General features: G+C 65.7%; 28 protein-coding genes. 5 read left to right on the top strand and 23 right to left on the bottom strand.

Annotated elements, in window-relative coordinates:
• Positions 1-40: 40 nt before the first annotated feature.
• Positions 41-1387, bottom strand: a complete 1347-nt coding sequence (locus VE25_RS03605) for a leucyl aminopeptidase family protein (protein ID WP_046107216.1) — start codon at positions 1385-1387, stop codon at positions 41-43.
• Between the two features lie 179 nt (positions 1388-1566).
• On the opposite strand from VE25_RS03605, the gene VE25_RS03600 reads away from it, so the two are divergent.
• Positions 1567-2310, top strand: a complete 744-nt coding sequence (locus VE25_RS03600; protein ID WP_152664497.1) for a tetratricopeptide repeat protein — start codon at positions 1567-1569, stop codon at positions 2308-2310.
• A 115-nt stretch (positions 2311-2425) separates the two neighbouring features.
• Here VE25_RS03600 and VE25_RS03595 read toward each other — a convergent pair whose 3' ends face one another.
• From VE25_RS03595 to VE25_RS03555, 10 genes are all read right to left on the bottom strand, one after another.
• The gene (locus tag VE25_RS03595; protein WP_046107214.1) at positions 2426-3415 is read right to left on the bottom strand and encodes a type II secretion system F family protein; all 990 of its coding nucleotides are present in this window, start codon (positions 3413-3415) and stop codon (positions 2426-2428) included.
• A 13-nt stretch (positions 3416-3428) separates the two neighbouring features.
• The gene (locus tag VE25_RS03590) at positions 3429-4403 is read right to left on the bottom strand and encodes a type II secretion system F family protein (RefSeq protein ID WP_046107213.1); all 975 of its coding nucleotides are present in this window, start codon (positions 4401-4403) and stop codon (positions 3429-3431) included.
• A 14-nt stretch (positions 4404-4417) separates the two neighbouring features.
• Complete coding sequence (locus VE25_RS03585) at positions 4418-5902, bottom strand: TadA family conjugal transfer-associated ATPase (protein ID WP_046107212.1); 1485 nt, start codon at positions 5900-5902, stop codon at positions 4418-4420.
• Positions 5903-5931: 29 nt separating this feature from the next.
• Positions 5932-7203, bottom strand: coding sequence for a CpaE/TadZ family protein (locus tag VE25_RS03580; protein ID WP_046107211.1), 1272 nt, complete (start codon positions 7201-7203; stop codon positions 5932-5934).
• Between the two features lie 31 nt (positions 7204-7234).
• Positions 7235-8680: a type II and III secretion system protein family protein gene (locus VE25_RS03575; RefSeq protein WP_046107210.1), complete on the bottom strand. Its 1446-nt coding sequence runs from the start codon at positions 8678-8680 to the stop codon at positions 7235-7237.
• 12 nt (positions 8681-8692) lie between these two features.
• Positions 8693-9640 (bottom strand): Flp pilus assembly protein CpaB, encoded by a 948-nt coding sequence (cpaB, locus tag VE25_RS03570; protein ID WP_052731705.1) that lies wholly within the window; start codon positions 9638-9640, stop codon positions 8693-8695.
• A 173-nt stretch (positions 9641-9813) separates the two neighbouring features.
• Positions 9814-10143 carry a helix-turn-helix domain-containing protein gene (locus VE25_RS03565; RefSeq protein ID WP_244466857.1) on the bottom strand — a complete coding sequence of 110 codons (330 nt, stop codon included), beginning with the start codon at positions 10141-10143 and terminating at the stop codon, positions 9814-9816.
• A 156-nt stretch (positions 10144-10299) separates the two neighbouring features.
• Positions 10300-10803: an A24 family peptidase gene (locus VE25_RS03560; RefSeq protein ID WP_046107209.1), complete on the bottom strand. Its 504-nt coding sequence runs from the start codon at positions 10801-10803 to the stop codon at positions 10300-10302.
• 96 nt (positions 10804-10899) lie between these two features.
• Entirely contained in the window at positions 10900-11082 is a 183-nt protein-coding gene (locus VE25_RS22190; protein ID WP_083988694.1) for a Flp family type IVb pilin, read from the bottom strand.
• Between the two features lie 70 nt (positions 11083-11152).
• Positions 11153-11347 (bottom strand): Flp family type IVb pilin, encoded by a 195-nt coding sequence (locus VE25_RS03555; RefSeq protein WP_046107208.1) that lies wholly within the window; start codon positions 11345-11347, stop codon positions 11153-11155.
• Between the two features lie 397 nt (positions 11348-11744).
• On the opposite strand from VE25_RS03555, the gene VE25_RS03550 reads away from it, so the two are divergent.
• The 4 genes from VE25_RS03550 (at position 11745) to VE25_RS03535 (ending at position 14174) form a co-directional block, all read left to right on the top strand.
• Entirely contained in the window at positions 11745-12197 is a 453-nt protein-coding gene (locus VE25_RS03550) for a pilus assembly protein N-terminal domain-containing protein (RefSeq protein WP_046107251.1), read from the top strand.
• Between the two features lie 133 nt (positions 12198-12330).
• Positions 12331-12897, top strand: a complete 567-nt coding sequence (locus VE25_RS03545; RefSeq protein ID WP_046107207.1) for a TadE/TadG family type IV pilus assembly protein — start codon at positions 12331-12333, stop codon at positions 12895-12897.
• Between the two features lie 2 nt (positions 12898-12899).
• The gene (locus VE25_RS03540) at positions 12900-13469 is read left to right on the top strand and encodes a TadE/TadG family type IV pilus assembly protein (protein ID WP_046107206.1); all 570 of its coding nucleotides are present in this window, start codon (positions 12900-12902) and stop codon (positions 13467-13469) included.
• Between the two features lie 87 nt (positions 13470-13556).
• The gene (locus tag VE25_RS03535; RefSeq protein WP_046107205.1) at positions 13557-14174 is read left to right on the top strand and encodes an HAD family hydrolase; all 618 of its coding nucleotides are present in this window, start codon (positions 13557-13559) and stop codon (positions 14172-14174) included.
• Positions 14175-14183: 9 nt separating this feature from the next.
• Here the strand turns inward: VE25_RS03535 and VE25_RS03530 are convergent, their stop codons facing one another.
• From VE25_RS03530 to VE25_RS03475, 12 genes are all read right to left on the bottom strand, one after another.
• Positions 14184-14543, bottom strand: a complete 360-nt coding sequence (locus VE25_RS03530; protein ID WP_046107204.1) for an HVO_A0114 family putative DNA-binding protein — start codon at positions 14541-14543, stop codon at positions 14184-14186.
• The gene (locus tag VE25_RS03525) at positions 14540-14821 is read right to left on the bottom strand and encodes a toxin-antitoxin system TumE family protein (protein WP_046107203.1); all 282 of its coding nucleotides are present in this window, start codon (positions 14819-14821) and stop codon (positions 14540-14542) included. Before VE25_RS03525 ends, VE25_RS03530 begins: the two co-directional genes overlap by 4 nt.
• Positions 14822-14879: 58 nt before the next feature.
• The gene (gene upp, locus VE25_RS03520) at positions 14880-15524 is read right to left on the bottom strand and encodes a uracil phosphoribosyltransferase (RefSeq protein WP_046107202.1); all 645 of its coding nucleotides are present in this window, start codon (positions 15522-15524) and stop codon (positions 14880-14882) included.
• A 54-nt stretch (positions 15525-15578) separates the two neighbouring features.
• Entirely contained in the window at positions 15579-16796 is a 1218-nt protein-coding gene (locus VE25_RS03515; protein WP_046107201.1) for a phosphopentomutase, read from the bottom strand.
• A 13-nt stretch (positions 16797-16809) separates the two neighbouring features.
• The gene (deoA, locus tag VE25_RS03510; RefSeq protein ID WP_046107200.1) at positions 16810-18129 is read right to left on the bottom strand and encodes a thymidine phosphorylase; all 1320 of its coding nucleotides are present in this window, start codon (positions 18127-18129) and stop codon (positions 16810-16812) included.
• A gap of 10 nt (positions 18130-18139) precedes the next feature.
• Positions 18140-18505 carry a DUF5615 family PIN-like protein gene (locus VE25_RS03505; protein WP_046107199.1) on the bottom strand — a complete coding sequence of 122 codons (366 nt, stop codon included), beginning with the start codon at positions 18503-18505 and terminating at the stop codon, positions 18140-18142.
• Complete coding sequence (locus VE25_RS03500; protein WP_244466856.1) at positions 18502-18759, bottom strand: DUF433 domain-containing protein; 258 nt, start codon at positions 18757-18759, stop codon at positions 18502-18504. Before VE25_RS03500 ends, VE25_RS03505 begins: the two co-directional genes overlap by 4 nt.
• Complete coding sequence (locus VE25_RS03495) at positions 18756-21137, bottom strand: aldehyde dehydrogenase family protein (protein ID WP_046107198.1); 2382 nt, start codon at positions 21135-21137, stop codon at positions 18756-18758. The genes VE25_RS03500 and VE25_RS03495 overlap by 4 nt, the downstream gene beginning before the upstream one ends.
• Positions 21138-21284: 147 nt before the next feature.
• On the bottom strand, positions 21285-22274 hold the full coding sequence (gene deoC / locus VE25_RS03490) for a deoxyribose-phosphate aldolase (protein WP_046107197.1): 990 nt from the start codon (positions 22272-22274) through the stop codon (positions 21285-21287).
• Positions 22271-23065 (bottom strand): purine-nucleoside phosphorylase, encoded by a 795-nt coding sequence (locus tag VE25_RS03485; RefSeq protein ID WP_046107196.1) that lies wholly within the window; start codon positions 23063-23065, stop codon positions 22271-22273. The genes deoC and VE25_RS03485 overlap by 4 nt, the downstream gene beginning before the upstream one ends.
• Positions 23062-23472, bottom strand: a complete 411-nt coding sequence (locus tag VE25_RS03480; protein ID WP_046107195.1) for a cytidine deaminase — start codon at positions 23470-23472, stop codon at positions 23062-23064. Before VE25_RS03480 ends, VE25_RS03485 begins: the two co-directional genes overlap by 4 nt.
• 35 nt (positions 23473-23507) lie before the next feature.
• Positions 23508-24476, bottom strand: a complete 969-nt coding sequence (locus VE25_RS03475; protein ID WP_046107194.1) for an ABC transporter permease — start codon at positions 24474-24476, stop codon at positions 23508-23510.
• Position 24477: the final 1 nt, after the last annotated feature.

Here is a 24477-nt window from a genome sequence, read left to right as displayed (position 1 = left end):
ATCAACTATATCGTTGTGATCGTCAACTATCTCGCACGGCTTATCCGTACCGCTGCTTCAGCACCCCATAAACGGCGCGGATGCCCTGGTCGGTGCCGCCGACCGGCCGGGCGGGACGCGCTTCCGGCGCCCAGCCGAAGATACCGAGGTGAACCCACGCGCCCGCGTTCTCGACGAACCGGCGCAGGAACAACGCGGCCGTCACCGAGCCGGCGAATCCGCCGGTGCCGGCGTTGTTCACGTCGGCGATCCTCGAGGCCATCATGGAATCGTAGGGCGACCAGAGCGGCATGTGCCAGAGCGGGTCGTCGGCGGCCATGCCGGCGGCGACGAGCTCGCGCGCGAGCGCATCGTCGTTCGAATAGAGCGGCGGAAGATCGGGACCGAGAGCGACGCGGGCCGCGCCCGTCAGCGTCGCCATGTCGAGGAGCAGTTCGGGGCTCTCCTCGTCGGCAAGCGCAAGCGCATCGGCGAGGATCAGGCGGCCCTCGGCATCGGTGTTGCCGATCTCGACCGAGATTCCCTTGCGCGAGACCAGCACGTCGCCGGGCCGGAAGGCGGTGGCCGAAATGGCGTTCTCGACGATGGGGATGAGGACGCGCAGGCGCACCTTGAGGCCGGCGTCCATGATGGCGTGGGCAAGACCAAGGACGTTGGCGGCGCCGCCCATGTCCTTCTTCATCAGCAGCATGCCGGCGGCCGGCTTGATGTCGAGCCCGCCGGTGTCGAAGGTGACGCCCTTGCCCACGAGCGTAACCTTGGGGTCGCTTTCGCGGCCCCAGGTGATGTCGACGAGCCGCGGCGCCTCGCCGGCGGCACGACCAACGGCATGGATCATCGGGAAATTGCCCTCGAGGAGCTCGTCGCCCGCCGTCACCGCCACCTTGGCCTTGTGACGCCCGGCGAGGGCGCGGATCTCCGCCTCCAGCGCCCCCGGACCCATGTCGTTGGCGGGCGTGTTGATGAGATCGCGGGCCATGAACGCGGCGTCCCGCAGGCGTGCGATCTCGGCCTTGTCGGCATCGTCTGGCGGATCAAGCTCGGCGGGCGCTGAGCCCTTGCGGTAACGGGCAAAGCGATAGCCGCCGAGCGCGAAGCCGAGCGCTGCGAGGGTCGAATCGCCGTAGGCACCCTCGAGCCGATATCTCCCCTCCGCGAGGGCCGCACCCGCAAGACCCGAGACCATCACCGGGCGTTCCTCGGCTCCGCCGACCCCGAAGAGATAGCCGGCCACCGCACCCTCCTCGCCCGGCAGGGGCAGGAGCCGACCGCGCTGGCCGGAAAAGCCGTTCGCCTCCGCCCAGGCGACATGGGCTTCGGACAGCCCGGCCGCGGCGACGCCACCGTCCTCGACGAAGATCACCGGCAGGTTCGCGGGCTTGGACATCGGGCATCCTTTCGTGGTGGCGTGAGGCACGTGTAACGCGCGCCACGTCGGGCGGCAACCGGCGGAATCGCCCGTTTTAACCGGCTGTTAGGGTTAATGATTTATTGCGGAAGCCAAGGGCGGCAGGGGCTGCCCGCTGAACCGATGGTGGCGGCGTGCCGGGGCGACGGCTCACATTCTTGCGCAGGGCGTTGATCGCGGGCGTCGCGGCCCTGGCGCTCTCGGCGTGCGCGACGACCCGTGTCGCGGGCCCGACCCCCGACTATTCCAGCATGCCGCGCGAGGAGGCGCTGTCGGCGCTCGCCGACCTCACCGCCCGTTACAGGGCCAATCCGCGCGACCGCAACGTCGTCATCAACTACGCAGCGGCGCTGCGCGCCCAGGCTCAGACGGGCCAGGCGGTCGCCGTTCTCGAGACCGGAATCCGCGACTTTCCCAACGATCCGGAGATGCGCGTGGCCTATGCCAAGGCGCTGACGGCCGACGGCCGGTTCGGCCAGGCGCTCAACGTCGTCGACAGCGCCATCCGCCCCGAGGCGCCGGACTGGAACGCGCTCTCGGTCAAGGGCGCCGCGCTCGACCAGCTCGGGCGCAACGGCGAAGCGCGCGCGCTCTACCAGCAGGCGATGGTCATTGCGCCGAGCGAGCCGTCCCTGCTTGCCAACATGGGCCTTTCCTACGCCATGACCAACGAGCTGACGGCCGCCGAGCACTACCTGCGCCAGGCCGCGGCGATGCCGCGGGCGACCAGCCGTATCCGGCAGAACCTGGCGCTCGTCATCGGGCTGCAGGGCCGGTTCGACGAGGCGCGCAACATCTACGCCGCCGAGCTGCCGCCCGGCGAGGTCGAGGCGAACATGACCTATGTGCGCCGGCTCCTGACCCAGCAGAACCGGTGGGACCGGATCGCGACGCAGAACTAATCACCAGTTCGGATCGTCGAGATCGCCAGGTTCGGGTGGCGACTGCCGGTCGTGAACAACCACGTGCCGCAGGGTTTGCGCCAGGGATGTTTTTACGGGGAATGGCAAGAAGCCCTCACCCGCCGAGCCCGTTGGAGAACGCCTGGATCATGGCCGGCGCCATGATGACGATGAAGAGCACCGGCAGGAAAAAGAGGATCAGCGGCACGGTGAGCTTGGGGGGAAGCGCGGCGGCCTTCTTTTCGGCTTCCATCATGCGCGCCTCGCGCCCTTCCTCGGCCATGACGCGCAGCGCCTGGCCGACCGAGGTGCCGTACTTGTCGGCCTGGATGAGCGCCGTCATCACCGAGCGCACGCCATCGAGACCCGTGCGCCGGCCCAGATTCTCGAAGGCGCGTGAACGGTCGTCGAGGAAGGAGAGCTCGGCGGTCGTCAGCGTGATCTCCTCGGCGAGCTCGGCGCTCTGATCGGCGATCTCGCGGGCGACGCGCTTGAAGGCGTGCTCGACCGACATGCCCGATTCGACGCAGAGCAGCATGAGGTCGAGGCAATCCGGCCAGGCGCGGCGGATCGACTGCTGGCGCTTCATGGTCTGGTTCTTGAGCAAGAGCGTGGGCAGGTAGGACCCGACGATGGCCGCGCCCACCGCATAGGTGATCTCGAGGAACAGCGGCCTTTCGCCGGGCAGGACGAAAATGAGGTAGACCGCCGCCAGCAGGAAGATGGCGAGGGGCGTTGCAAAGCGCATGAAGAGGTAGGTCGTCAGGTGACCCTGGCCGCGATAGCCGGCGTTGGCGAGCTTGTCGACGGTGGTCTCGTCCTGAAAGGCCCTGCGCAGCGAGAAGCGCTCGACGGTGCGCTTCATGTAATCGCGCGTATCGGTGCCCCGACGGATGCTGGCGCGCGTCTGCTCGGCGCCGCGCAGGCGCGCCATCTCCTCGGCGCGCAGCTTCTCGCGCTCGAGAGCGACGCGGCGGATGCGCGTCTTCATTTCCGAGCGGCCGATGAGGCTCGACCCGAACGTGAAGACGACGGCGGCCGCCGAGACGGCGGCGAGCACCGCGATCAGGAAGTCCCGGTTGGCGATCGTCTCGACGAAATCCAATGCCGGGCTCCCCTTAGTAATCGAACTGGATCATGCGGTTCATGACGAAGACCCCGAGCACGAGCATGAAGAAGGCGACGCCCAGCCAGATATTGCCAAGGGGCGTCGTCCACAGCGGCTCGAGGTAGCGCGGCGAGACGAGGGTGACGATGCCGGCAACCACGAAGGGCAGCGAGCCGATGATGCCGGCTGACGCCTTGGCCTCGGACGACATGGCCTTGACCTTGAGCTTCATCTTCTTGCGGTTGCGCAGGACGCGCGCCAGGTTCCCCAGCGCCTCCGAGAGGTTGCCGCCCGCCTGCTGCTGCACGGAGATGACGACGATGAAGAAGTTGACCTCGGGCAGCGGCACGCGCTCGATCAGCACCTGCACCGCGTCGGTCATCGACATGCCGAAGGCCTGCTGGTCGAGCACGCGCTGGAATTCCGAGCGGACAGGCTCCTTGACCTCCTTGGCCACCAGCCGGACCGTGTCGTTGAGGGGCAGGCCCGTCTTGACGCCGCGCACGATCGCCTCGACGGCGTTGGGCAGCTCGTCGAGGAACCTGTCCTGGTACCGCCGGCGCCGGCGGGCGAGATAGAAGCGCGGCAGCAGGTAGGCGCCGGCGACGCCGAAGACGGCGGCGAAATAGATCGGCACCTGCACCAGCGCCAGGACGGCGAAGAGGACAACGCCCACGATGACGCTGTTGCGGATGAAGGCGCGCGGCTTGATGTCCATGCCCGCCTGGAAGATGAACTCGGCCAGCGATATGCGGCGGCGCTTCTTGTGCTCCTCGTTCTGGGCCTTGACCGCATCCTGCACGGACCGGCGACGCTCCTCGCGGCTGCGCGCGGCAGCGTTGTCGCGCCGGCGCGCCTGGATGTCGCCCTGCAAGGCCTTGCGGCGCTTTTCGGCGCGGCTGTCGCCGAGAAGCGAAGGCACGAGCGCAAAACCGGCGGCACCGACGGTGAGCACGACGAGGAAGGCCAGCAGCAGGGTGTTCATCTCGATCCAGCCCCTCAGCCGCCGAGCAGCTCGCGCTGCTCGGTATTGGACTTCTCCAGCGCCTCGACGAGGTTGGCCTCCTCGTTGAAGTAGCGGGCGCGCTCGACGAATTGCGGCTTGGTGATGCCGGTCGAGCGGTGGCGGCCGATGAGGTTGCCGCCGCCGTCCTCGCCCAGGACGTCGTAGAGGAAGATATCCTGCGTCACGATCACGTCGCCTTCCATGCCCAGCACCTCGGAAATGTGGGTGATGCGGCGCGAGCCGTCGCGCAGGCGCGCGGCCTGGACGATGACGTCGATGGAGGAGACGATCATCTCGCGGATGGTGCGTGAAGGGAGCGAATAGCCGCCCATGGTGATCATGGATTCGAGGCGCGAAAGCGCCTCGCGCGGCGAGTTGGCGTGGAGCGTGCCCATGGAGCCGTCGTGGCCGGTGTTCATGGCCTGCAGCAGGTCGAACGCCTCGGGGCCGCGCACTTCGCCCACGATTATGCGCTCGGGGCGCATGCGCAGGCAGTTCCTGACGAGGTCGCGCATGGTGATCTCGCCCTCGCCCTCGAGGTTGGGCGGGCGCGTCTCGAGGCGCACCACATGCGGCTGCTGGAGCTGCAGTTCGGCCGAGTCCTCGCAGGTGATGACCCGCTCGTCGCGCTCGATGAAGGCGGTGAGGCAGTTGAGGAGCGTCGTCTTGCCCGAGCCCGTGCCGCCCGAGATCAGCACATTGGCGCGAACGCGCCCGAGGATGCGCAGCACCTCGGCGCCTTCGGGCGAGATCGAGCCGTATTTGACGAGCTGTTGAAGGGTCAGCTTGTCCTTCTTGAACTTGCGGATGGTCAGGGTCACGCCGTCGATCGAGAGCGGCGGGGCGATGACGTTGACGCGCGAGCCATCGGGCAGGCGCGCATCGCAGATGGGCGAGGATTCATCGACCCGGCGGCCGACCTGGGAGACGATGCGCTGGCAGACGTTCATGAGGTGCGCGTCGTCGCGGAAGCGCACATTGGTGAGCTTCACCTTGCCGCCGACCTCGATGTAGCACTTCTGGCTGCCGTTCACCATGATGTCGGCGATGTCGTCGCGCGCCAAGAGGGGTTCCAGCGGCCCATAGCCCAGCACGTCGTTGCAGATGTCCTCGAGCAGGTCCTCCTGCTCGGAGATCGACATGGCGATCGACTTGAGCGCGATGATCTCGGCGACGATGTCGCGGATCTCCTCGCGCGCGGACTGCTGGTCCATGGTCGCCAGCTGCGACAGGTCGATGGAGTCGATCAGCGCGTTGAAGATGGCGGACTTGGTCTGGAAATAGTCCTTGTCGCGCCGCGCTTCGGAGGGCGAGCGCAGGTCCAGAACCTCGTCGGGACGCGAGCGGGCTGGCTCGGCAGCCGGCGGCCGGTAGGCCTCGATGCGATCGAGGCTGGGCGTGGCGGGCGCCGGCGCCGGGCGGGCCGGTTGCGGCGCCGCCGGCGTGTTGCCACCAAAACTCGTGCGCTTGCCGAACATCTCTACCGTTTCCCGAAACCCGCCATCGCTCAGGCCCGCTTCTTCAGGAGCGAGCCGAGCCTGAGGCGGCTGCCGCCACGTCCGGCCGCCGTCGCCTCCTGCCGGCCGGTGACGTGCAGGCCGATGGCGCGGAACACCTCGTTGATCTTGTTGCCGGCGGCGACCTCGGCGATCATCTGGCCGTTGTTGGCGGCCGTGCCGAACAGCGCCGCGTCGAACGGCACATGGCCGAGGAGCTTGCATTCGACGGAGGCGGCGAACTCGCCCGCCGATATCTCGGGCCTCTTGGGCGTGCCGACCTTGTTGAGGACGAGCAGCGGCGCGGCCTCGTTGGGGCGCAGGGCCTTGAGGGTATCGGCGAGGTTCTTGGCGTTGCGCAGGCTCGCAAGATCCGGCTCGGCCACGATGACGACCTCATCGACCGTCGCCAGCGTGTGGCGCACCCAGGCGGTCCAGACATGGGGGATATCGAGCACGACCACGGGCGTCGAGGCCTGGCAGAGTTCGACGATCTGCTCGAACTCGCGCTCCTCGAAATCATAGGTGCGATCGAGGGTCACCGGGGCGGTCAGCAGGTTGATATGGTTGGCGGCCTTGCTCATCAGCCGGTCGAGCATGACCTGGTCGACCTTCTGGCTGGCGAGCACCGCGTCGGCGAGGCCGTGCGGCGGATCCTGGTTGAAGTTGAGGCCCGCCGTGCCGAAGGGCAGATCCATGTCGATGACGAGGCAATCCTGGCGCAGGCTCTGCGAGATCGACCAGGAGACGTTGTGGGCGAAGGTCGAGGCCCCTGCCCCGCCCTTGGCAGCGATGAAGCCGACGGTGCGCCCGATGGGCTTGGCGTTGTCGGAGGCGAAGATGTCGGTGATGGCCGTGACGATCGACTGGGCGGTGTCGGGCAGGACGATGTATTCGGAAACGCCCGAGCGGATGAGGTCGCGGTAGAGCACGACATCGTTGACGTGGCCGAGAACGATGAGGCGGGTGGCCGCGTCGCAGACCTCAGCCAGCCGCGTGAGAGCACGGGCGATCTGGTCCGGCGGCAGCGTCGTTTCCACGATGATGAGGTTGGGCGTCGGGTTGGACTTGTAGGTCTCGATCGCCCCCTCGATGCCGCCGTTGTGGGTGGTCAGGGCGACCTTGGACATGCGCCGGTCGTGGATGGCGCTCTCGACGAGCTGGGCGGTCTGCGAGTGCTCGCAGAACGCCTGGATGGTGATGCGCGGCACCAAGCGCGCGCCCTGGGCGATCTCGACCGCCGGCTCCTCGGTCTGCTCGGGCTCGGGACGGAGAAAACTCATCTAACCAACTCCTTGCGGCACCGGGACCGCATCAATCCAGCACGAACCCGACCGAGCCGCGGAAGCTTCCGCGCATCCCGTCGTCCGTGCCGACGCCATAGGTCCTCTCGAGATGGCCGAGGAAGATCGCCTCGGCATCGCTGGCGACCGCCATGTTGTCGACCGGCGTCGGGATATAGGGCGAGGGCTCGACGAGATAGGGCGTGACGAGGATCAGCAGTTCGGTCTGCGAATGGACGAAATCGCGCGAACGGAAGAGCGCGCCGAGGATCGGGATGTTGCCGAGGCCGGGCAGCTGGTTGATCTGCTGGCGGACCCGATCTTCCATAAGGCCGGCGATGGCCAGCGTCATGCCGGGCTGGAGCTCGACGGTCGTCTTGGCCATGCGCTCCTTGATGCCGGGGATGGTGACGTCGGCGAGGGCAAGGCTCGCTTCCGCGCTCATTTCGGAGACGGACGTATCGACCGCGAGCATCACGTTGCCGTTCGACCGGACGGTCGGGGTGAAGGCCAGCTTCACGCCGAATTCCTTGAACGTGTAGCTGATCCGGCCGTCGTCATCGACGCCGGTGGGGATCGGGAATTCGCCGCCGGCGAGGAACTCGGCGCTCTGCCCGGAGATGGCGGTGAGATTGGGCTCGGCGAGCATTCTCATGCCCCCGTTCCGCTCGAGCGCGCGCAGGGTCGCCTCGAGGGCGAGATTGCCGACATTGAGGTTGGCGCTGACGCCCGCGCTCGGAACGACGCTCGAGGCGCCACCCAGCGGCGGAGTGCTGACGATGCCGGTGGTCAGGCCGCCGGTGCCCAGGCTCGCCGAGAGATTGATGCCGAACTGCTTGACGGCTTCGCGGCTGACCTCGGCGACGGTGACCTTGAGCATCACCTGCTGCGAGCCGGAGACGGTAACGAGATTGGCGACGTTCTTCTCGTCGCCGGCGAACTGCACGGCGATCTGGCCGGCGCGCAGCACGTCGTCGCCCGAGAGCACGGTGCCCGAGATGACGACACGGTTGGTCGCATCACCGAGCGTCACCGATTCAACGCTGATCGCCGAGCCCGGCAGAATGCGGGCCAGCGCCGCCTCGAGCGCGCTACCGACCTGCGAGGGCTCCTTGGTCACCTTGATGTCGAGAACCGAGATGGTGCGGCCCGCCGCATCGAGGAAGAAGATGTTGGTGTCGCCCGCGCCGGTGCCCTGGACGATGGCGCGGCGCGTGGTGCGCATCATGGTGCCGGCGACCTGGGGTTGCGAGACGATGACTTCGGCAACGTCCGCGGGCAGATCGACGATGACCGACTTGTTGAGCTCGAGCTCGAAGGTCTTCGACGTGCCGTAGCCGGCAACGGCGACGTGCGTCTGCTGGGCGGACACCGGCGCCGGCAGCGCCAGGGCAAGGAGCCCGGCGGCGCACAGCGCGGCAAGGCCGGAGCGATGTCGTCCGGCGGAGGCGGGAGCGGATGAGTACGTCTCGAACATGGATGCCTCGCCTTACTGGACCTGAATGTCCGGCAGCTCCTGCGCCGGAGGGGCCGAGATCTCGCCGATGGGCGGGGCGGTCTCGTAGCCGATGTCGGGAGTGGTATTGATGGGCATCGCCTGGGCCACGGCGCTGCCCGCCGGCTGGCCCGACATGATGCTGGTCTCGCGACCGAAGCGGATGACGCGCACCGGCTGGTTGGCATTCTGGCGCTGGGCAACGATCGGATCCTCGCGGAAGTCCGCGATGGAGCGCAGGACCAGCGAGAGGCTTCCGAGCGCCTGGGCGTTGATGAGGGTGCCCGACTGGGCGGGGGTGAGCTCGAGGGTCGCGATGTTGTTCTTGTCGAACACCTGCGCCTGCGGACCCTCCGACGTCGAGGCCTCCGTCTGGCCGCCGGAGGCGCCGACTTCGCCCAGCCTCTTGCCGATGGCAAGGACCCGCACATTGGCGAGGACCACTTCCGAGACCCGGCCGGCATCGGTGCTGCGGGTCAGAACCACGTCCACGCGATCGTTGGGGACGACGAAGCCGCCCGCGCTCGACTCGGCGTTGACGGGGACCGACACGCCGCGCATGCCCGGCGCGAGGACGGCCGAGAGGTAGCCCTGGTCGGTGCGGACCAGCTTCTGCTCGCGGATGGGCTCGCCGGGGAAGAACTCGAAGCGGGCGACGGCGCCGGTGAGGTCCGCGGGCGCGTTGGGCATCGCCGACTTGGTGACGTATTCGGTGCGCACGGCGCCTTCGGGCCAATCGACCCACTCGACCGTCTGCGCCGTCAGCCGCTCGCCCATGCCGATGGTCGAGCGCGCAACGAGAATCTGCGTCTTGGCTTCCTCGCGCACCACTTCGGTGACGACCGTGCGCGGGCTCGAGCGGTCGCCGCGCATGACGAGGAACGCGGCCAGCAGCCCCGCCACGAGGGCCACCACCAAAAGAACGATGCGCGCCGGCTTCATCGACGTACTCCGGTTGAACCCCCAAAACCCGCGAGCAGACAGCGGGCGCGACCCGGCAGGCGAGCCAAGCCACCGTCGCGACTATGGATTCAAACGGTCAAAGTTTGGTTAACCGGCGCTTGTGAAACGCGGTTAAGAACCCGTGAAGACCTTGCAGAATGCAGGGGAGGAGATCAGGCAGCCGCGTGCAGGACCCTGGCCACGTCTTCCGGCAGGCGGGCAATCACCCGCAGGTAGCTCTGCGCAGCCGAATCCGGCAGGCGTCGACCTTGCTCCCAATCACGCAGGGACGAGACCGGTATTCCATACCGCTCGGCAAAGTCGCGTTGTGAAAGACCAGTGGCAGCGCGTGCCCGACGCGCAAGCATCGCGGCATGATCGCGTTCGAACTCCGCATCGGTCAGGGGCGCATCCGGGTCGGGTTCAACGGGATGTTTCGTCATATCGTTGGATTTCCCTGTCATTGGCGGGGGGTTCAACGCCCAGAAGTTGGCTCCCAGCATTTTGTATTCCCACCGGGTCATTCGAAAGCAGGAACCTCTGTTCGAGTCGGCGGGAGAAACGGAGGTTCCCGCTTTCGCGGGAATGACCCGGTGGGAGAGGCTTAAAGAGGCGCACCCAACGCTAGATTTATACGGCAATGCCGTAGTCAACAACGATTAAATTCCCGACAGCCGCTGGAAGATCGCCGTGTTGGAATAGGTCATGAGGCCGGCGGCGGCGAGGGCTATGCCGTATGGAATGCCGGATTTGGCATTGTGGAGCCGCTCGAGCCAGGCGTGGCGGGCGATGAACGGCGTCAGCGGAAAGCGGCGCAGCATCAGGATGACGAGGGTCAGGACGCCACCGGCAAGGCCTGCATAGACGAGATAGGGCAGCGTCAGCCCGAAGCCGAGCCAAAGCGTCGTCGCCGCGGCGAGCTTGGCGTCGCCCCCGCCGATCCAGCCGAGCGCGAAGAGCGTGAAGGCAACGACCAGCACCAGCACGGCGCAGGCCACGTGCATGGCGAACTGCTGCATGGGCATGTTGAGCGCCAGCGCCAGCACCACGAAACCGGCAACGAGCAGCAGCACGAGCTTGTTGGAAATGCGCATGGTCAGAAGATCGGTCGAAGCCGCGATCGCCATGGCGAGGGGGAAGAAGAAGAGGGCTATGGTGGACATGGCTGGCTCGATAGGTACTTCAATTCCGATCGAACCGATGATGTGACAAACTGGTAAACTATCCCAAAACGACAGCGCTTGAATCTACGAATGACGCTATAGCTTTTCGTTCACGGTGTTGAACTCGGCGGCGACGTTGGCGAAGAGCGCGCCAACAGGATCTCCCAGCACTACCACTGAAGCAATAACGACAACCGCCAAGAGCGCAGCTACAAGTCCATACTCAATCGCTGTCGCACCTGCTTCATCACGCCGAAAACGCCCGATGCGAGTCACCACTCCATACCTCTCGTGGCGTAGAAAAGATGGGGAGCGTAGCTCCCCATCACATTCATATTTTAACCGGATGTTAGTCCCCGGACGGGAGAGCTGCTGCCGGGTCGTTCAGAGTGGTAGCGATGCCCTCGAATGTCCCCTCCAAAGCGGGGCTGAGAATGGTGATGGCGGCGATGACGACCACCGCCATGAGGGCGGCGATCAGGCCGTATTCGATTGCGGTCGCGCCGGACTCGTCCTTCGCGAAGCGGGCAAAAATCTTCTTCATATGTCTCCAGGCTCCTTGCTCACGTCACAAGTGACGTCATGGGTTCGAGGCGTCACACGTCGAACTGGCCGTGAACCTAGTCGTCACACCTTGAAATTGCGTTAATCCACCAAGCAACGTCCCGCAACGTTCGCCGTGATTTTCATATGGAAATCAGTTGGTTAACAAGATGCATCGCATTTTACGGGCTTTCGAGCCACGCGCGCGATACTATGTACTTCACTCAATCCGAAGTAGAAATTTACGAAAATATTACATTTTCTAACCCACCGCTCGCACCCTGAAATATTCCATCTGAATGAAGACTGCCGCCACCTGCCAGAAACGATCGTTTGCCAATTATTCACCATTCGCACGGAAACTGCTGGCCAACCTTTCGCAAGCCTCGGGCCGTTTCATGCCGTTGAGATACCTCGCCGCTCTCGCCTTCACGGCCCTGACGCTCGCCGCGCCGGCGGGTCCGGCCATCGCACAGGAAGGCGCGCCGATCTCGGTCAATGCCAACATGGCTCGGATCCTGCGGCTTTCGGCGCCGGCGGCGACGGTCGTCATCGGCAACCCGGGCATCGCGGACGTCACCATCCAGGACCCGCAGACGCTGATCCTGACCGGCAAGAACTACGGGCGCACGAACCTCATCGTCATGGACGCGGCCGGCACTCCCATCGCCGACACGATCGTCGAGGTGGTGCAGCTCCAGGCCGGCACGATGACCGTCTACCAGGGCATGGAGCGCACCACGGTCGTCTGCGCGCCCACCTGCCAGCCGACGGTGATGCTCGGCGATGCCCCGAGCTATACCAGCAACGCCATCGCCTCCTCGCGCCTCATCGGCGACTTGGCGCAATAGCGCGATCCGTTTAACCCCGTATTCACCACGATCGATTCCTCCTCGGGCACGCGGGCTTTTCCTAACCTTCGATTAGCTAGCCCTGCCTAGCATCACGGCCGATTTTACCGATGCCGGGCTCATTGGGGGGCTCATGGGGGAACGAACTTCGCTGGCGGGGTTGCTGCTGCGCGCATTGGGGCGCAGCCGGTTCGCGCGCAATGAACGCGGCGCGACGCTCGTCGAGTTCGCGCTGCTGGCCGTGCCGTTCTTCGCCCTTGTCGGGGCCATCCTCGAGACGGCGATGGTGTTCCTGGCCAGCGAAGTGCTGGATGCCGCCGTCAACGACGCCAACCGCCTGATCCTCACCGGCCAGGCGCAATCGGCAAGCTTCGATTTCGACGACTTCCGCTCCGCGGTCTGCAACCACACCTTCGGGCTTTTCAACTGCGACGCGATCCACATCCGCGTAACGCCGGTCACCGATTTCGCGTCGGCGAGCGCCACGCCGCCGGTGGAAACAGATTGCACCGAAACCTGCGACTGGACCGAGCCGCAGGTATTCACCCCCGGCCAGGGCTCCAACATCATGCTCGTGCAGGCCTATTACAAATGGCCGGTCATCCTCAACTTCGCCAACTTTTCCCTGGCGACGCTCGGCGACAACACGCGTCTGCTGGCGGCGGTGCGCGTCTTCCGCAACGAACCGTTCTCGGGCTGACCATGAAGGCGCTCGGCAAAGCGTTTCGTCGGCTGGCTGCGGCGCGGGACGGCGCAGCGGTGGTCGAGTTCGCGCTCATCCTGCCGGTGATGCTGCTGCTCTATCTCGGCACGATCGAAGCCAGCGCCCTCATTTCCATGGACAGGCGGGTCCAGACGGTGACCGGAACCATCGGGGACCTGGTGGCGCGGGTCGACGGCGTCGTTTCGGCGACGGCGCTACGCGACTATTTCCGCGCCGCCGAGAACATCATCGCCCCCTATTCGACCGCGACCCTCGTGCAGACGGTCTCGCTCGTCTATGTCGACGAGGACGGTGAAACACAGATCCGCTGGAGCCGGCAGTTCGAGGCCGGACAGGCCGATCACGCCGCCGGACACCCGGTCGGCTCTGCCTACGAGCTGCCCGCCGAGATCACGAGCCTTGCCGAGGACGCATTCGTCGTCGTCTCGGAAAGCTCCTATTCCTATACCCCCCTCCTCGGGCTGGTGTTCCAGAGTGACTTTCCGCTCTACCGCGAGAATTTCTACATTCCGCGCTTCGGCGAGCCGATCTGCTACAACGCCTGCTGAAGGTGTGGGCGCGCGTCCTTGCGCGGCGCGGTCGGGCATGGCAAGAGCCCGGTATCGTTTCTTCCCCGCCTCATCCCCGGACCTCCCATGACCGAGCCTCTTATCCCTGTCTTTGACCTCGGCGGCGTCTTCGTCGACTGGAACCCGATGTACCTCTTCCGCAAGCTCTTTGCGACGGAAGAGGAGGCGGCATGGTTCCACGAGAACATCTGCACCAGCGCCTGGAACCTGGAGTTCGACGCGGGCGAAATCTATTCGGAAGGGGTGGCCAAGCTCATCACCCGCTTCCCGAAGTACTGGCGCGAGATCCAGGCTTACGACCAGCGCTGGAAGGAGACCTTCAACGGCTTCATCGAGGGCACCGTCGCCATCCATGACGAGCTGGTCGCCGAGGAGGTGCCGACCTTCGCCATCACCAACTTCTCCTGGGAGAAGTGGGTGACGTGCCTTGGCGAGTGGCCGTTCCTCGAAAAGTTCGACGGCGTGATCGTCTCGGGGCTCGAGGGGCTGGTGAAGCCGGATGTGCGCATCTATCGCGTCTTCTGCGAACGCTACGGGCTGGCCCCGGAATCCTGCGTCTTCATCGACGACAACGAATCCAACGTCATCGCCGCGCGCAATTTCGGCATGGAAGCGATCCACTTCGTCTCGCCGGAAGACTTGCGGACGCGGCTGATCGGGTACGGGTTGCCGTTGAGGGGGTAGCGGTCGCTGTCAGGCGGCCGCGCTCACATCGAACTCGAAGTGGATGCGATCATAGGGGAACTCGACCCCCTTTTCGGTGCGGTCGATGACGCCTGTGTTGATGAGCATCGTCACGTCACGATGCACCGCCTGCACATCGCGACTGACCCGGCGCGCGACTTCGCGGATGGATAGCGGGCCTTGCCCCGCCAGAACCTTGACGATGGCAAGCCGCGAGGGAGCCAGGATGCGGTGCATGTCGTCGTAACTGGCGAAGTTGAGCGAGGGCGTTGCTTCAACGGACTCCCCCCTGGCGGCACGCTCTCCGGCCTCGACAAACCGCGCCTTGACGTCGTCCCTTGTGCCCAGGCGGATGATCAACGTGTTCATCCAAGTATCCTTTCCATATCGGCGCGGAACGCGTCGTACAGCGCCGAGAGCGAGGTAAACTCTATAGGCTCTTCCCGACCCAGCATATGCCGGTGGTCACCCTTGCCGCGCTCATTGTCATACCGCAGAACGCACGTGTCGTTCACGATGAGGGCCAACCTGTATTTGAACCGATGGTTGCTGCCCGGCACCGGCGCGGGCAGGTACCACAAAACGACCTCATAGAACGCAGTGTCGCTTACAACGACCCGAGATCTCTCGATCAGCTCGGCCTTCATGTTGTCGACAATAACAACATGTCAGGCGTTGTCAACAATAACAACACCTTCACTTTCCTCACTTCGTGCCGTACATGCGGTCCCCCGCATCCCCCAGGCCCGGGACGATATAGCCCTTGTCGTTGAGGTGATCGTCGATGGCGGCGGTGAAGATCGGCACGTCCGGGTGGGCGTGGGTGAACCGCTCGACACCCTCGGGTGCGGCGAGGAGGCAAAGGAAGCGGATCTTGTTGGCGCCGCGTTCCTTGAGCTTGTCGATGGCGGCGGTCGCCGAGTTGGCGGTCGCCAGCATCGGATCGACGACGATGACGAGGCGGTCCTCGAGGTTGGAGGGCGCCTTGAAGTAGTATTCGACGGGCTGGAGCGTCTCGTGGTCGCGGTAGATGCCGATATGGGCAACGCGCGCCGCCGGCACGAGGTCGAGCATGCCCTCGAGCAGCCCGTTGCCGGCCCGAAGGATCGAGGCGAAGACCAGCTTCTTGCCCTTGATGGTGGGCGCTTCCATCTGCTGCATGGGCGTTTCGATCGGGATCATCTCGAGCTCCAGGTCGCGGGTGACCTCGTAGCAGAGCAGGTGGGCGATCTCGCGCAGGAGCCGCCGGAAACCGGCGATCGAGGTCTCTTTATCGCGCATGATGGTCAGCTTGTGCTGGATCAGCGGATGATCGACGACGGTGACGTTGGGCAGGACTTTATGGTTCATGGCGCCACCGCTTCTCGCGTTTATTGTCGCGTCTTCTTTTGAGAGACGCTCTCCCTAAATGAAGCTGCGCCCGTGCGGGCCGGCCGGAAGCCCCAGCCAATGGGCGATGCTTTCGCCAATATCCGCGAAGGTTTTGCGAATGCCAATCTCGCCGGCCGCAAGGCTTGGGGAAAACATCAGGATCGGCACCTGCTCGCGCGTGTGATCGGTGCCGCGCCAGGTGGGATCGTTGCCGTGGTCGGCTGTGATGACGACGAGGTCGTCGTCACGCAGCTTGGCGATGAGCTCGGGCACGCGCCCGTCGAACTGCTCGAGCGCCGCGGCATAGCCGGGCACGTCGCGCCGGTGGCCGAACTCGCTGTCGAAATCGACGAAGTTGGTGAAAATCAGCGACCCGTCCGCCGCCATTTCCATCGCGTCGATGGTGGCATTAAAGAGCGGCATCAGGCCGATGGCCTTGATCTTGTGGGTGACGCCGCGGCCGGCATAGATGTCCGAGATCTTGCCGATGGCATAGACCTGCCGGCCGGCGGTCTTGGCGCGGTCGAGGAGCGTTTCCTCGGGCGGCTCGATGGCGAAATCGCGCCGGTTGCCGGTGCGCTTGAAGGTCTGCGGCGTCTCGCCGACGAACGGCCGGGCGATGACGCGGCCGATGTTCAAGGGCTTGGTCAGCTCGAAGGCGATCTCGCAGACCTCGTAGAGCCGCTCGAGACCGAAATGCGTCTCGTGGGCGGCGATCTGGAAGACCGAGTCGATCGAGGTGTAGCAGATGGGCTTGCCGGTCCGGATGTGCTCCTCCCCGAGCTCGGCGATGATGGTGGTGCCGGAGGCATGCTTGTCGCCGAGGATGCCGGGGAGCTTGGCGCGTTCGATTAACTCGGCGATGAGCTCGGGCGGGAAGGTGGGTTCGGTCTGGGGGAAATAGCCCCACTCGAAGGGGACGGGAACACCGGCGATCTCCCAATGCCCGGAGGGCGTGTCCTTGCCCTTGCTGACCTCGCGCCCGACGCCGAAGCGGCCGCCCTTCGGGCTGGCGGACAGGTTGGGCGGCGTCTTGCCGGTCGAGAGCGTCACGGCAGCGCCGAGCCCCATGGCGTCGAGATTGGGCACGCGCAGCGGCCCCGAGCGCAGGTCCTCGCGGTCGCCGCGCCCGTCTGCGCAGGCCTCTGCAATGTGGCCGACGGTGTTGGCGCCCTCGTCGCCATAGGCCGCCGCATCGGGCGCGCCGCCGATGCCGACGCTGTCGAGGAGGCAGATGATGGCGCGCGGCATGGGATTCTCCGTCTTACGTCGTCGGCGCGAGCCGATCGGCGATGAGGTCATTCTGCGGCGCGGTATCGCCCAGACGGTAGGCCGCTTGCAAGCGCCGTTCGACCTCGGCCGCGCTCGCCTCGTCGCGGGCATGGAGGCGGGCGATGGGCGCAGCCCGGCCAACGCGGGCGCCGAGCCCGGCGAGACGGTCGAAGCCGACCGAATGGTCGATGGTGTCTTCCGGCCGCGTGCGGCCGCCGCCGAGCGCCACCACGGCCATGCCGACGCCGCGGGTGTCGATCTCGATGACGGTCCCCTCGCCGGTTGCGAACACGTCGCGTACGATGGGCGCGGTGGCCAGGTGCCGGTCCATGTTCTCGACGAAATCGGCGGGCCCACCCAGCGCTTCGGCCATGCGCCCAAAACGCTCCGCTGCCGCGCCGCTGTCGAGCGCGTCCTCGGCCTTGCGGCGGGCCTCAGTACCCGTCGCGCTACCCGTCATTTCAATGACCTCGGCGCAAAGCGCCAGCGTCACCTCCTTCAAGCGCGGGTCCTGGTGCGCGCCGGCCAGGAACTCGACGGCGTTGCGCACCTCCAAGCCGTTGCCGGCAGCGGACGCCAGCGGCTCGTTCATGTCGGTGATGAGCGCACCCGTCTTCATGCCGGCGCCGTTGGCGACGGCAACGAGGCTTTGGGCGAGCTCGCGGCTCCTGTCCAGCGTCGGCATGAAGGCGCCCGAGCCGGTCTTGACGTCGAGGATCAGGCAATCGAGGCCGGCGGCGAGCTTTTTGGAGAGGATCGAGGCGGTGATGAGGGGGATGGATTCGACCGTGCCGGTGACGTCGCGGATGGCATAGAGGGTCTTGTCGGCCGGCGCGAGATCGGCGGTCTGGCCGATGATGGCGCAACCGGCCTGCCGCACCACCTGGCGGAAGAGGTCGTTGTCCGGGTTCGTGTTGTAGCCGGTGATGGAATCGAACTTGTCGAGCGTGCCGCCGGTGTGGCCGAGCCCGCGTCCCGAGATCATCGGCACGTAGATGCCGCAGGCGGCAAGGATCGGCGCCAGCATCAGCGAGACATTGTCGCCCACCCCGCCCGTCGAGTGCTTGTCGGCGACGGGACCGTCGAGGTGCGACCAGTCGAGCACCGTGCCGCTGTCGCGCATGGCAAGCGTCAGCGCCACGCGCTCGTCCATCGACATGCCGCGGAAGAACACCGCCATGGCGAATGCGGCCGCCTGCGGGTGAGAGACGGTCCCCTCTGCGAAGCCGGCGATGAAGCGGGCAATTTCATCGAAGGTGAGGTCAAGGCCGTCGCGCTTGCGGGCGATGACTTCTTGGGGGAGGAAGACCATTTTCGCTCTTTTAATCGATGGGAAGCGGCCGCACTCTGACGCGACCTTTACCGACGCTAATCACGGCCCCAGTTGCCAGACTGGCTCGCGTCTGGCGTAGAATGGAGACTAACTCATCGACCAAGGCCGGGCTGAACCTCTGACCGTTGCGATGCAGAATGACGCTTGGAGAAAGGTTTCCGGTGGCCGCGAGTATCGTACTGAAGTCCATATCGCGCGTCAGCACACACCAGTCGTTGGCTGCAGCGAAAGCCATGATCCGGTCGTCAGCTTCTGCAGCGTCTCCAACCTCGGACCAATGAGTGGCCGGAATGCCCGCGGTCGTAAGAGCCGTTGCCCATCTGGGCGACATATTCATGTTGACCAGAATCTTCATTCATCGAGCAATTCGACTTCATGTTCCTGTGCGAGCCAAGCCGAATATCGCATGGCCTCAAGAATATCTTCCCTTTCGAGATAGGGAAAATCGGCGAGAATATCCTCGATCGATGCGCCCGTGCCGAGTTCACCCATAATCATGCCGACGGTCACGCGCATGCCGCGGATGCAGGGCTTACCTCCCATAACGCGTGGGTTGTGCGTAATTCGATCAAACTTCATGGCGTTCACCTCAACCACAAAATAGATCACGCCCCGTACGGAATCCACACGTTCTTGATCTGCGTCGCCTTGGCCAGCCAGTAGTCGCCCTCGAATTTTTCCTTGTCGAAGAGATCGATGGCGCGGCTGCGGCTGGTCCAGGTCTGCTTGACGTTGCCGGCCGAGGCCTTCTCGACCATGGCCGACGCTTCGGGCGAGCCGAAGAACCACATGGCGTCGACGCCGTCGTGCTCGGCAAGGGTCTTGGCCAGCGTCACGGCATCGCCGGTGACGATGTTGACGACGCCGGAGGGGACGTCCGAGGTTTCGAGCACCTGGTAGAGGTCGGTGATCGAGAGCGGGGCTGCCTGTGAAGGCACCAGCACTATCGGGTTACCCATGGCGAGGGCCGGCGCGAGCAGCGCGACCGAGCCGAGGAGCGGCTGCTCCTCCGGCGCGACGATGGCCATGACGCCGATGGGTTCGACCATGGCGGCGGCGACGGCGCGGAGCGGCGGGTTGTGCACGGCGCCATCGTACTTGTCGGCCCAGGCGGCGAAGGCGAAGAGGCGTTCGATCGAGGCCGCGACCTCCGCCTCTCCGTCCTTGCCCGTCTGCGCCTTGATGCGCCGGGCAAATTCGTCGCGGCGATAATCGAGGTTCTCGGCGAGGAAATAAAGGACCTGCGCGCGGGTATGGGCGGCGGTGGTGCCCCAGCCGAGCGCAGCGCGCGCCGCCTCGACGGCGTTGCGGATGTCCTTGCGGTTGCCTTCGCCCACCTCTCCGATGAGCTTGCCGTCGGGTGCAAAGACGCCGCGCGAGTAGCCGCTGTCGGGCCGGGCCTGCTTGCCGCCGATATACATCTTGGCGGTCTGGTCGAGCACGTCCGAATCGAGTGGATTGCTTTTCTGGGCCCCCGCTTTCGCGGGGGCTGCGCTGGAAGAAGCCGCTGCAAGCGTCTTCTCCCAGCTTGGCTTGAGGTAGACCGCCATGCCCTCGCGGCCGCCCTCGCGGCCGAAGCCGGATTCCTTGTAGCCGCCGAAGCCGACGGCAGCATCGAAATTGTTGGTGCCGTTGATCCAGACGACGCCGGCCTTGATCCTGGGCGCGATATCGAGGGCGAGGTTGATGTTCTCGCTCCAGATGGTGGCGGCGAGCCCGTAACGGGTGTTGTTGGCGAGCGCCACCGCCTCCTCGGGCGTGCGAAAGCTCATGGCGACGAGCACCGGGCCGAAAATCTCCTCCTCGACCAGCGTGTTGGCCGGCGAGACGTTGGTGACGAGGGCGGGCCGGAGGAAGCAGCCGCGTTCGGGCAGCGGGTCGCCGTCGGGCTCGTAGACCAAGGCGCCCTCCTTGACGCCCCTCTTCATCAGGTCGCGGATGCGCTCGACCTGCACCGGGGCGACCAGCGCGCCGATGTCGATGGCCTTGTCCAGAGGATCGCCGACGCGCAGGGTCGCCATGCGCTTCTTGAGCTTTGCGATGAAGCGCTCCTCGATCGATTCCTGGATGAGGAGGCGCGAGCCCGCGCAGCACACCTGCCCCTGGTTGAACCAGATGGCATCGACCAGGCCTTCTATGGCGCTGTCGATGTCGGCGTCCTCGAAGACGAGGTAGGGCGATTTGCCGCCGAGCTCGAGCGAGAGGCCCTTGCCCGTGCCGGCGGTCGCGGCGCGGATGGCCTTGCCGACTTCAGTCGAGCCGGTAAAGGCGATCTTGTCGATGCCCTCGTGGGCAACGATCGCCTGGCCGGTCTCGCCCATGCCGGTGACGATGTTGACGACGCCCTTCGGGAGCCCGATGCGCTCGCAAATCTCGGCAAAGAGCAGGGCCGTCAGCGAGGTGAACTCGGCGGGTTTGAGGATCACCGTGTTGCCGGCGGCGAGCGCCGGAGCGATCTTCCAGGCCAGCATCAGCAGCGGGAAGTTCCACGGGATGATCTGGCCGCAGACGCCATAAGGCACATGGCCGGGGAACTCGCGCGCGACGTGCTGGGCCCAGCCGGCATGGTGGTAGAAATGGCGGGCGACGAGCGGAATATCGAGATCGCGGCTCTCGCGGATCGGCTTGCCGTTGTCGAGGCTTTCCAGCACGGCAAAGAGGCGCGCGTGCTTCTGGATGGCGCGGGCGATGGCATAGAGATAGCGGCCGCGCTCGTAGCCGGAGAGCGCGCTCCAGCTCTTGAAGGCGGCGCGGGCGGCCTTGACCGCCTTGTCGACCTCCTCGGGCGTGCCGTTGGTGACCTGCGCCAGGCTCTCGCCGGTTGCGGGATTATCCGAGGAGAAGGTTTCACCCGGCTTCGTCCACTTGCCGTCGATGAAATGGCCGAATTTGCGCCCATGGCTGTCGAGCCAGGCGAGGGCGGGATCGGGGCTCTCGGGGGCCGGACCGTAGTCGAGGGTTTCGAAGATTTGCGCGATCCTGTTCATCTTAGGTCCTCCACGGGCCCGGCATCCCCGGCCCTCGTCCTTCGAGGCTCGCTCCGCTCGCACCTCAGGATGAGGTCCTCGGAGAGTTCAATGAGCCCTCATGGTGAGGCGCCGCGAAGCGGCCTCGAACCACGAGGGCGGGTTCGTCTAAACCATCGGCTGGCGATAGTCCGCCGCATAGTGCCCGGTCAGCCCGTGCTCCAGCTGCCGCTCGATGTCGGTCAAAAGCGAACTTGCCCCGAAGCGGAAGAGGTGGGGCTGGAGCCAATGGGTGCCGAGCTCCTCCTTCATCAGCGCCATGTAGTCGAGGGCGAGCTTGGCCGTGGCGATACCGCCGGCGGGCTTGTAGCCGATCTCGATGCCGGTTTCCTCGGCGAACCAGCGGATCATACGGATCATGGCGAGCGAGGTCGGCAGGTTGGCGTTGACCTTCTCCTTGCCGGTCGAGGTCTTGATGAAGTCGGCGCCGGCCATCATGCAGACGAGCGAGGCCTTGGCGACGTTGGTCAAGGTCGCGAGCTCCCCGGTGCCGAGGATGGTCTTGATGTGCGCCTCCCCGCACGCCTTGCGGAAGGCCCTGACCTGGTCGTAGAGCCCCTGCCAGTCGCCGGTCAGCACCATGCCGCGCTCGATGACGATGTCGATCTCCTTCGCACCATCGGCAACGGACGCCTCGATCTCCTTGATCTTGGTCTCGACGGGCGCCAGACCATGCGGGAAGGCGGTCGAGACGGCGGCGACCGGGATATTGGTGCCTTCGAGCGCGTCGACCGCGGTCTTGACGAACGAATGGTAGACGCAGACCGCGCCGGGATGGATGTCGAGGTTGGCGACGCCCAACCCTTCGACGATCTCGCGGCGCAGCGGATTGCGCGCCTTGGCGCAGAGCCGTTCGACGCGGCCGGGAGTATCGTCGGAATTAAGGGTCGTCAGGTCAATGAAGGTGACGGCCTTGAGGAGCCAGGCGATCTGCCAGTCCTTCTTGACCGTGCGGCGGGCGGGAAGCGTCGCGGCGCGGCGCTCCAGTGCCGAGCGGTTCATGCGCACGCGCTCGACCCAGTCGAGGTCGAGCGGAAAACCGGGATTGCGTTTATGGGCGGCGTGGGCCTCGCCCGGCGCGACGACTCTGAGGCTCATAGTTCCTCCACCAGCGCGGGAATGAGCCTGGCGAGCTTTTCCGCGCCCTGTTTCGCCATGATTTTCGTGTGCTCATGGCTGATGTTCTCGTTCGAAAGGCCTGCGCCCATGTTGGTGACGGACGAGCAGGCCCATACCCTGAGGCCGAGGAAACGACCGAGGATGACCTCGGGAGCGGTCGACATGCCGACCGCGTTGGCGCCGAGGCGGATCGCCATCTGGATCTCGGCCACGGTCTCGAAGCTCGGACCAGAATACCAGAGATAGACGCCTTCGCCGAGCTTAATTCCCAGCCGCTCGGCGACCGCACGGGACTTGCCGCGCAGGTCCGGATCATAGCAGCCGACCATATTGACGAAGCGGCGGTCGGTCGGCTCGCCGATCAACGGGTTCATGCCGGCATAGTTGATGTGGTCGCTGATCAGCATCAGGTCGCCGGGGGCGAAGGCCGGATCGAGCGAGCCGGCCGAATTGGTCAGCATCAAGGTGCTGGCTCCCAGTTCGGCCATGGCCTTGAGGGCCGGACGCATGGCGGCCGGATTGCCGTGCTCGTAGTAGTGCTCGCGCCCGGTGAGGACGGCGACGCGCTTGCCTGCAAGGTTGCCGACCAGTAGGTCGCGCCCGTGACCGGAAACGCCGCCGCCGGGAAAGCCCTTGAGCTCGGAAAAGGGAATCGCGATCTTTTCGGCGATGAGATCGCCGATGGCGGACAGGCCGGAGCCGAGGACGATGGCGGCTTCGATTGGATCGCTGCCGGCGATCTTGCGGATGGTCTTTGCGGCCTTGCTCATTTGCCCAGGTATTCCGGTCCGAAGGAGTGCGGGAGAAGTTGGCCGAGGGTCGAGCGCAACGGCTCGCCCTCGACGCCGTGCGAAATGACCTCGACGTCGAGGTCGGCGAACTCGCGGATGCGCTGGCGGCAACCGCCGCAGGGCGTGACCGGCTCGCTGCCGGGGCCGGTGACGTAGATGCGGGTGATGCGCTTGCCCCCACCCGCGATCATCGCGGCGATGGCCGACGCCTCGGCGCAGTTGCCCTGCGGGTAGGCGGCGTTCTCGACATTGCAGCCGGAGTAGATGCGCCCGTCATCGGCAAGGATCGCGGCGCCAACCTTGAAGCCGGAATAAGGCGCGTAGGCCTTGGCGCGGATGGCCTCGGCGGCCTCGAACAGGGCCTTGTCGATCGGCGTTTCTGGCATGTCTGTCGTTCCGTTCCGCCGCTCAGCTCAAACGGCTAGCGTTCCTTGACATAGGGCACGCCCCCAGCCTTGGGGCCAACGGCCTTGCCGATGAAGCCTGCAAGCAGGATCACCGTCAGGATATAAGGCAGCGCCTGGATGGCCTGTACCGGCACCTCGCCGATGAGCGGCAGCCGCGCCGATTGCAGGCGGATCTGCAGCGCATCGAGAAAGCCGAAGAGCAGGCAGGTGAACATGGCCGGCACCGGCTTCCACTTGGCAAAGATCAGCGCGGCGAGCGCGATATAGCCCTTGCCCGCCGTCATGTTGTTGCCGAAGCCCGAGCCCTGGGCGATGGAGAAATAGGCACCGGCGATACCGGCGAGGAGACCGGTGATGATGATCGCCTGGTAGCGCATGCGGTTGACCGAGATGCCGGCGGTGTCGACCGCCTTCGGGTTCTCGCCGACAGCGCGCAGGCGCAGCCCGAAACGGGTGCGGAAGAGCACGAACCAGGTGACCGGCACCATGATGAAGGCGATGTAGACGAGCAGGTAATGGCCCGAGATCACCTCAGCGTAGAGCGGGCCGAGGATCGGAATGCCGGACAATTCGGCAACGAACGGCAGCTCGATGGGCGCAAAGCGCCCGTTGGGGCCGAGGGCGGGCGTGCGCCCGCCCTGGCCGAACCAGGTCTGGCCGAGGAAGGTGGTGAGGCCCGCCGCCAGCATGTTGATGGCGACGGCGGCGATGAGCTGATTGCCGCGCAGCGTGATGGCGGCGACGCCCTGGAGGAGCGTGGTGCCGAGCGATACGGCCATGCCGGCGAGGAGCCCCAGCCACATGGAGCCATAGACGGCCGCCACCGCCGCCGCGGCGAAAGCGGCCGCCAGCATCTTGCCTTCGAGGCCGATGTCGAAGACGCCGGCGCGCTCGGAATAGAGGCCGGCAAGGCAGGCGAGCAGCAGCGGCGTCGAGAGGCGCAGCGTTGCATCGAGGATGGAGAGGATGACCTGAAAATCCATC

It is taken from the genome of Devosia geojensis, assembly GCF_000969415.1.
Lineage (GTDB): Bacteria > Pseudomonadota > Alphaproteobacteria > Rhizobiales > Devosiaceae > Devosia > Devosia geojensis.
Note: the sequence above shows the minus strand (reverse complement) of the source record. Positions and strands in the feature narration are given on the sequence as shown.

What these genes read in the sequence shown, in the direction of transcription:
- VE25_RS03605 (WP_046107216.1), bottom strand. Translation starts at nt 1,387, where the DNA reads ATGTCCAAGCCCGCGAACCTGCCGGTGATCTTCGTCGAGGACGGTGGC.
- VE25_RS03590 (WP_046107213.1), bottom strand. Translation starts at nt 4,403, where the DNA reads ATGAACACCCTGCTGCTGGCCTTCCTCGTCGTGCTCACCGTCGGTGCC.
- VE25_RS03585 (WP_046107212.1), bottom strand. Translation starts at nt 5,902, where the DNA reads ATGTTCGGCAAGCGCACGAGTTTTGGTGGCAACACGCCGGCGGCGCCG.
- VE25_RS03580 (WP_046107211.1), bottom strand. Translation starts at nt 7,203, where the DNA reads ATGAGTTTTCTCCGTCCCGAGCCCGAGCAGACCGAGGAGCCGGCGGTC.
- VE25_RS03575 (WP_046107210.1), bottom strand. Translation starts at nt 8,680, where the DNA reads ATGTTCGAGACGTACTCATCCGCTCCCGCCTCCGCCGGACGACATCGC.
- cpaB (WP_052731705.1), bottom strand. Translation starts at nt 9,640, where the DNA reads ATGAAGCCGGCGCGCATCGTTCTTTTGGTGGTGGCCCTCGTGGCGGGG.
- VE25_RS03565 (WP_244466857.1), bottom strand. Translation starts at nt 10,143, where the DNA reads ATGCTGGGAGCCAACTTCTGGGCGTTGAACCCCCCGCCAATGACAGGG.
- VE25_RS03560 (WP_046107209.1), bottom strand. Translation starts at nt 10,803, where the DNA reads ATGTCCACCATAGCCCTCTTCTTCTTCCCCCTCGCCATGGCGATCGCG.
- VE25_RS03555 (WP_046107208.1), bottom strand. Translation starts at nt 11,347, where the DNA reads ATGAAGAAGATTTTTGCCCGCTTCGCGAAGGACGAGTCCGGCGCGACC.
- VE25_RS03550 (WP_046107251.1), top strand. Translation starts at nt 11,745, where the DNA reads ATGCCGTTGAGATACCTCGCCGCTCTCGCCTTCACGGCCCTGACGCTC.
- VE25_RS03545 (WP_046107207.1), top strand. Translation starts at nt 12,331, where the DNA reads ATGGGGGAACGAACTTCGCTGGCGGGGTTGCTGCTGCGCGCATTGGGG.
- VE25_RS03540 (WP_046107206.1), top strand. Translation starts at nt 12,900, where the DNA reads ATGAAGGCGCTCGGCAAAGCGTTTCGTCGGCTGGCTGCGGCGCGGGAC.
- VE25_RS03535 (WP_046107205.1), top strand. Translation starts at nt 13,557, where the DNA reads ATGACCGAGCCTCTTATCCCTGTCTTTGACCTCGGCGGCGTCTTCGTC.
- VE25_RS03530 (WP_046107204.1), bottom strand. Translation starts at nt 14,543, where the DNA reads ATGAACACGTTGATCATCCGCCTGGGCACAAGGGACGACGTCAAGGCG.
- VE25_RS03525 (WP_046107203.1), bottom strand. Translation starts at nt 14,821, where the DNA reads ATGAAGGCCGAGCTGATCGAGAGATCTCGGGTCGTTGTAAGCGACACT.
- upp (WP_046107202.1), bottom strand. Translation starts at nt 15,524, where the DNA reads ATGAACCATAAAGTCCTGCCCAACGTCACCGTCGTCGATCATCCGCTG.
- VE25_RS03515 (WP_046107201.1), bottom strand. Translation starts at nt 16,796, where the DNA reads ATGCCGCGCGCCATCATCTGCCTCCTCGACAGCGTCGGCATCGGCGGC.
- deoA (WP_046107200.1), bottom strand. Translation starts at nt 18,129, where the DNA reads ATGGTCTTCCTCCCCCAAGAAGTCATCGCCCGCAAGCGCGACGGCCTT.
- VE25_RS03505 (WP_046107199.1), bottom strand. Translation starts at nt 18,505, where the DNA reads ATGAAGATTCTGGTCAACATGAATATGTCGCCCAGATGGGCAACGGCT.
- VE25_RS03495 (WP_046107198.1), bottom strand. Translation starts at nt 21,137, where the DNA reads ATGAACAGGATCGCGCAAATCTTCGAAACCCTCGACTACGGTCCGGCC.
- deoC (WP_046107197.1), bottom strand. Translation starts at nt 22,274, where the DNA reads ATGAGCCTCAGAGTCGTCGCGCCGGGCGAGGCCCACGCCGCCCATAAA.
- VE25_RS03485 (WP_046107196.1), bottom strand. Translation starts at nt 23,065, where the DNA reads ATGAGCAAGGCCGCAAAGACCATCCGCAAGATCGCCGGCAGCGATCCA.
- VE25_RS03480 (WP_046107195.1), bottom strand. Translation starts at nt 23,472, where the DNA reads ATGCCAGAAACGCCGATCGACAAGGCCCTGTTCGAGGCCGCCGAGGCC.
- VE25_RS03475 (WP_046107194.1), bottom strand. Translation starts at nt 24,476, where the DNA reads ATGGATTTTCAGGTCATCCTCTCCATCCTCGATGCAACGCTGCGCCTC.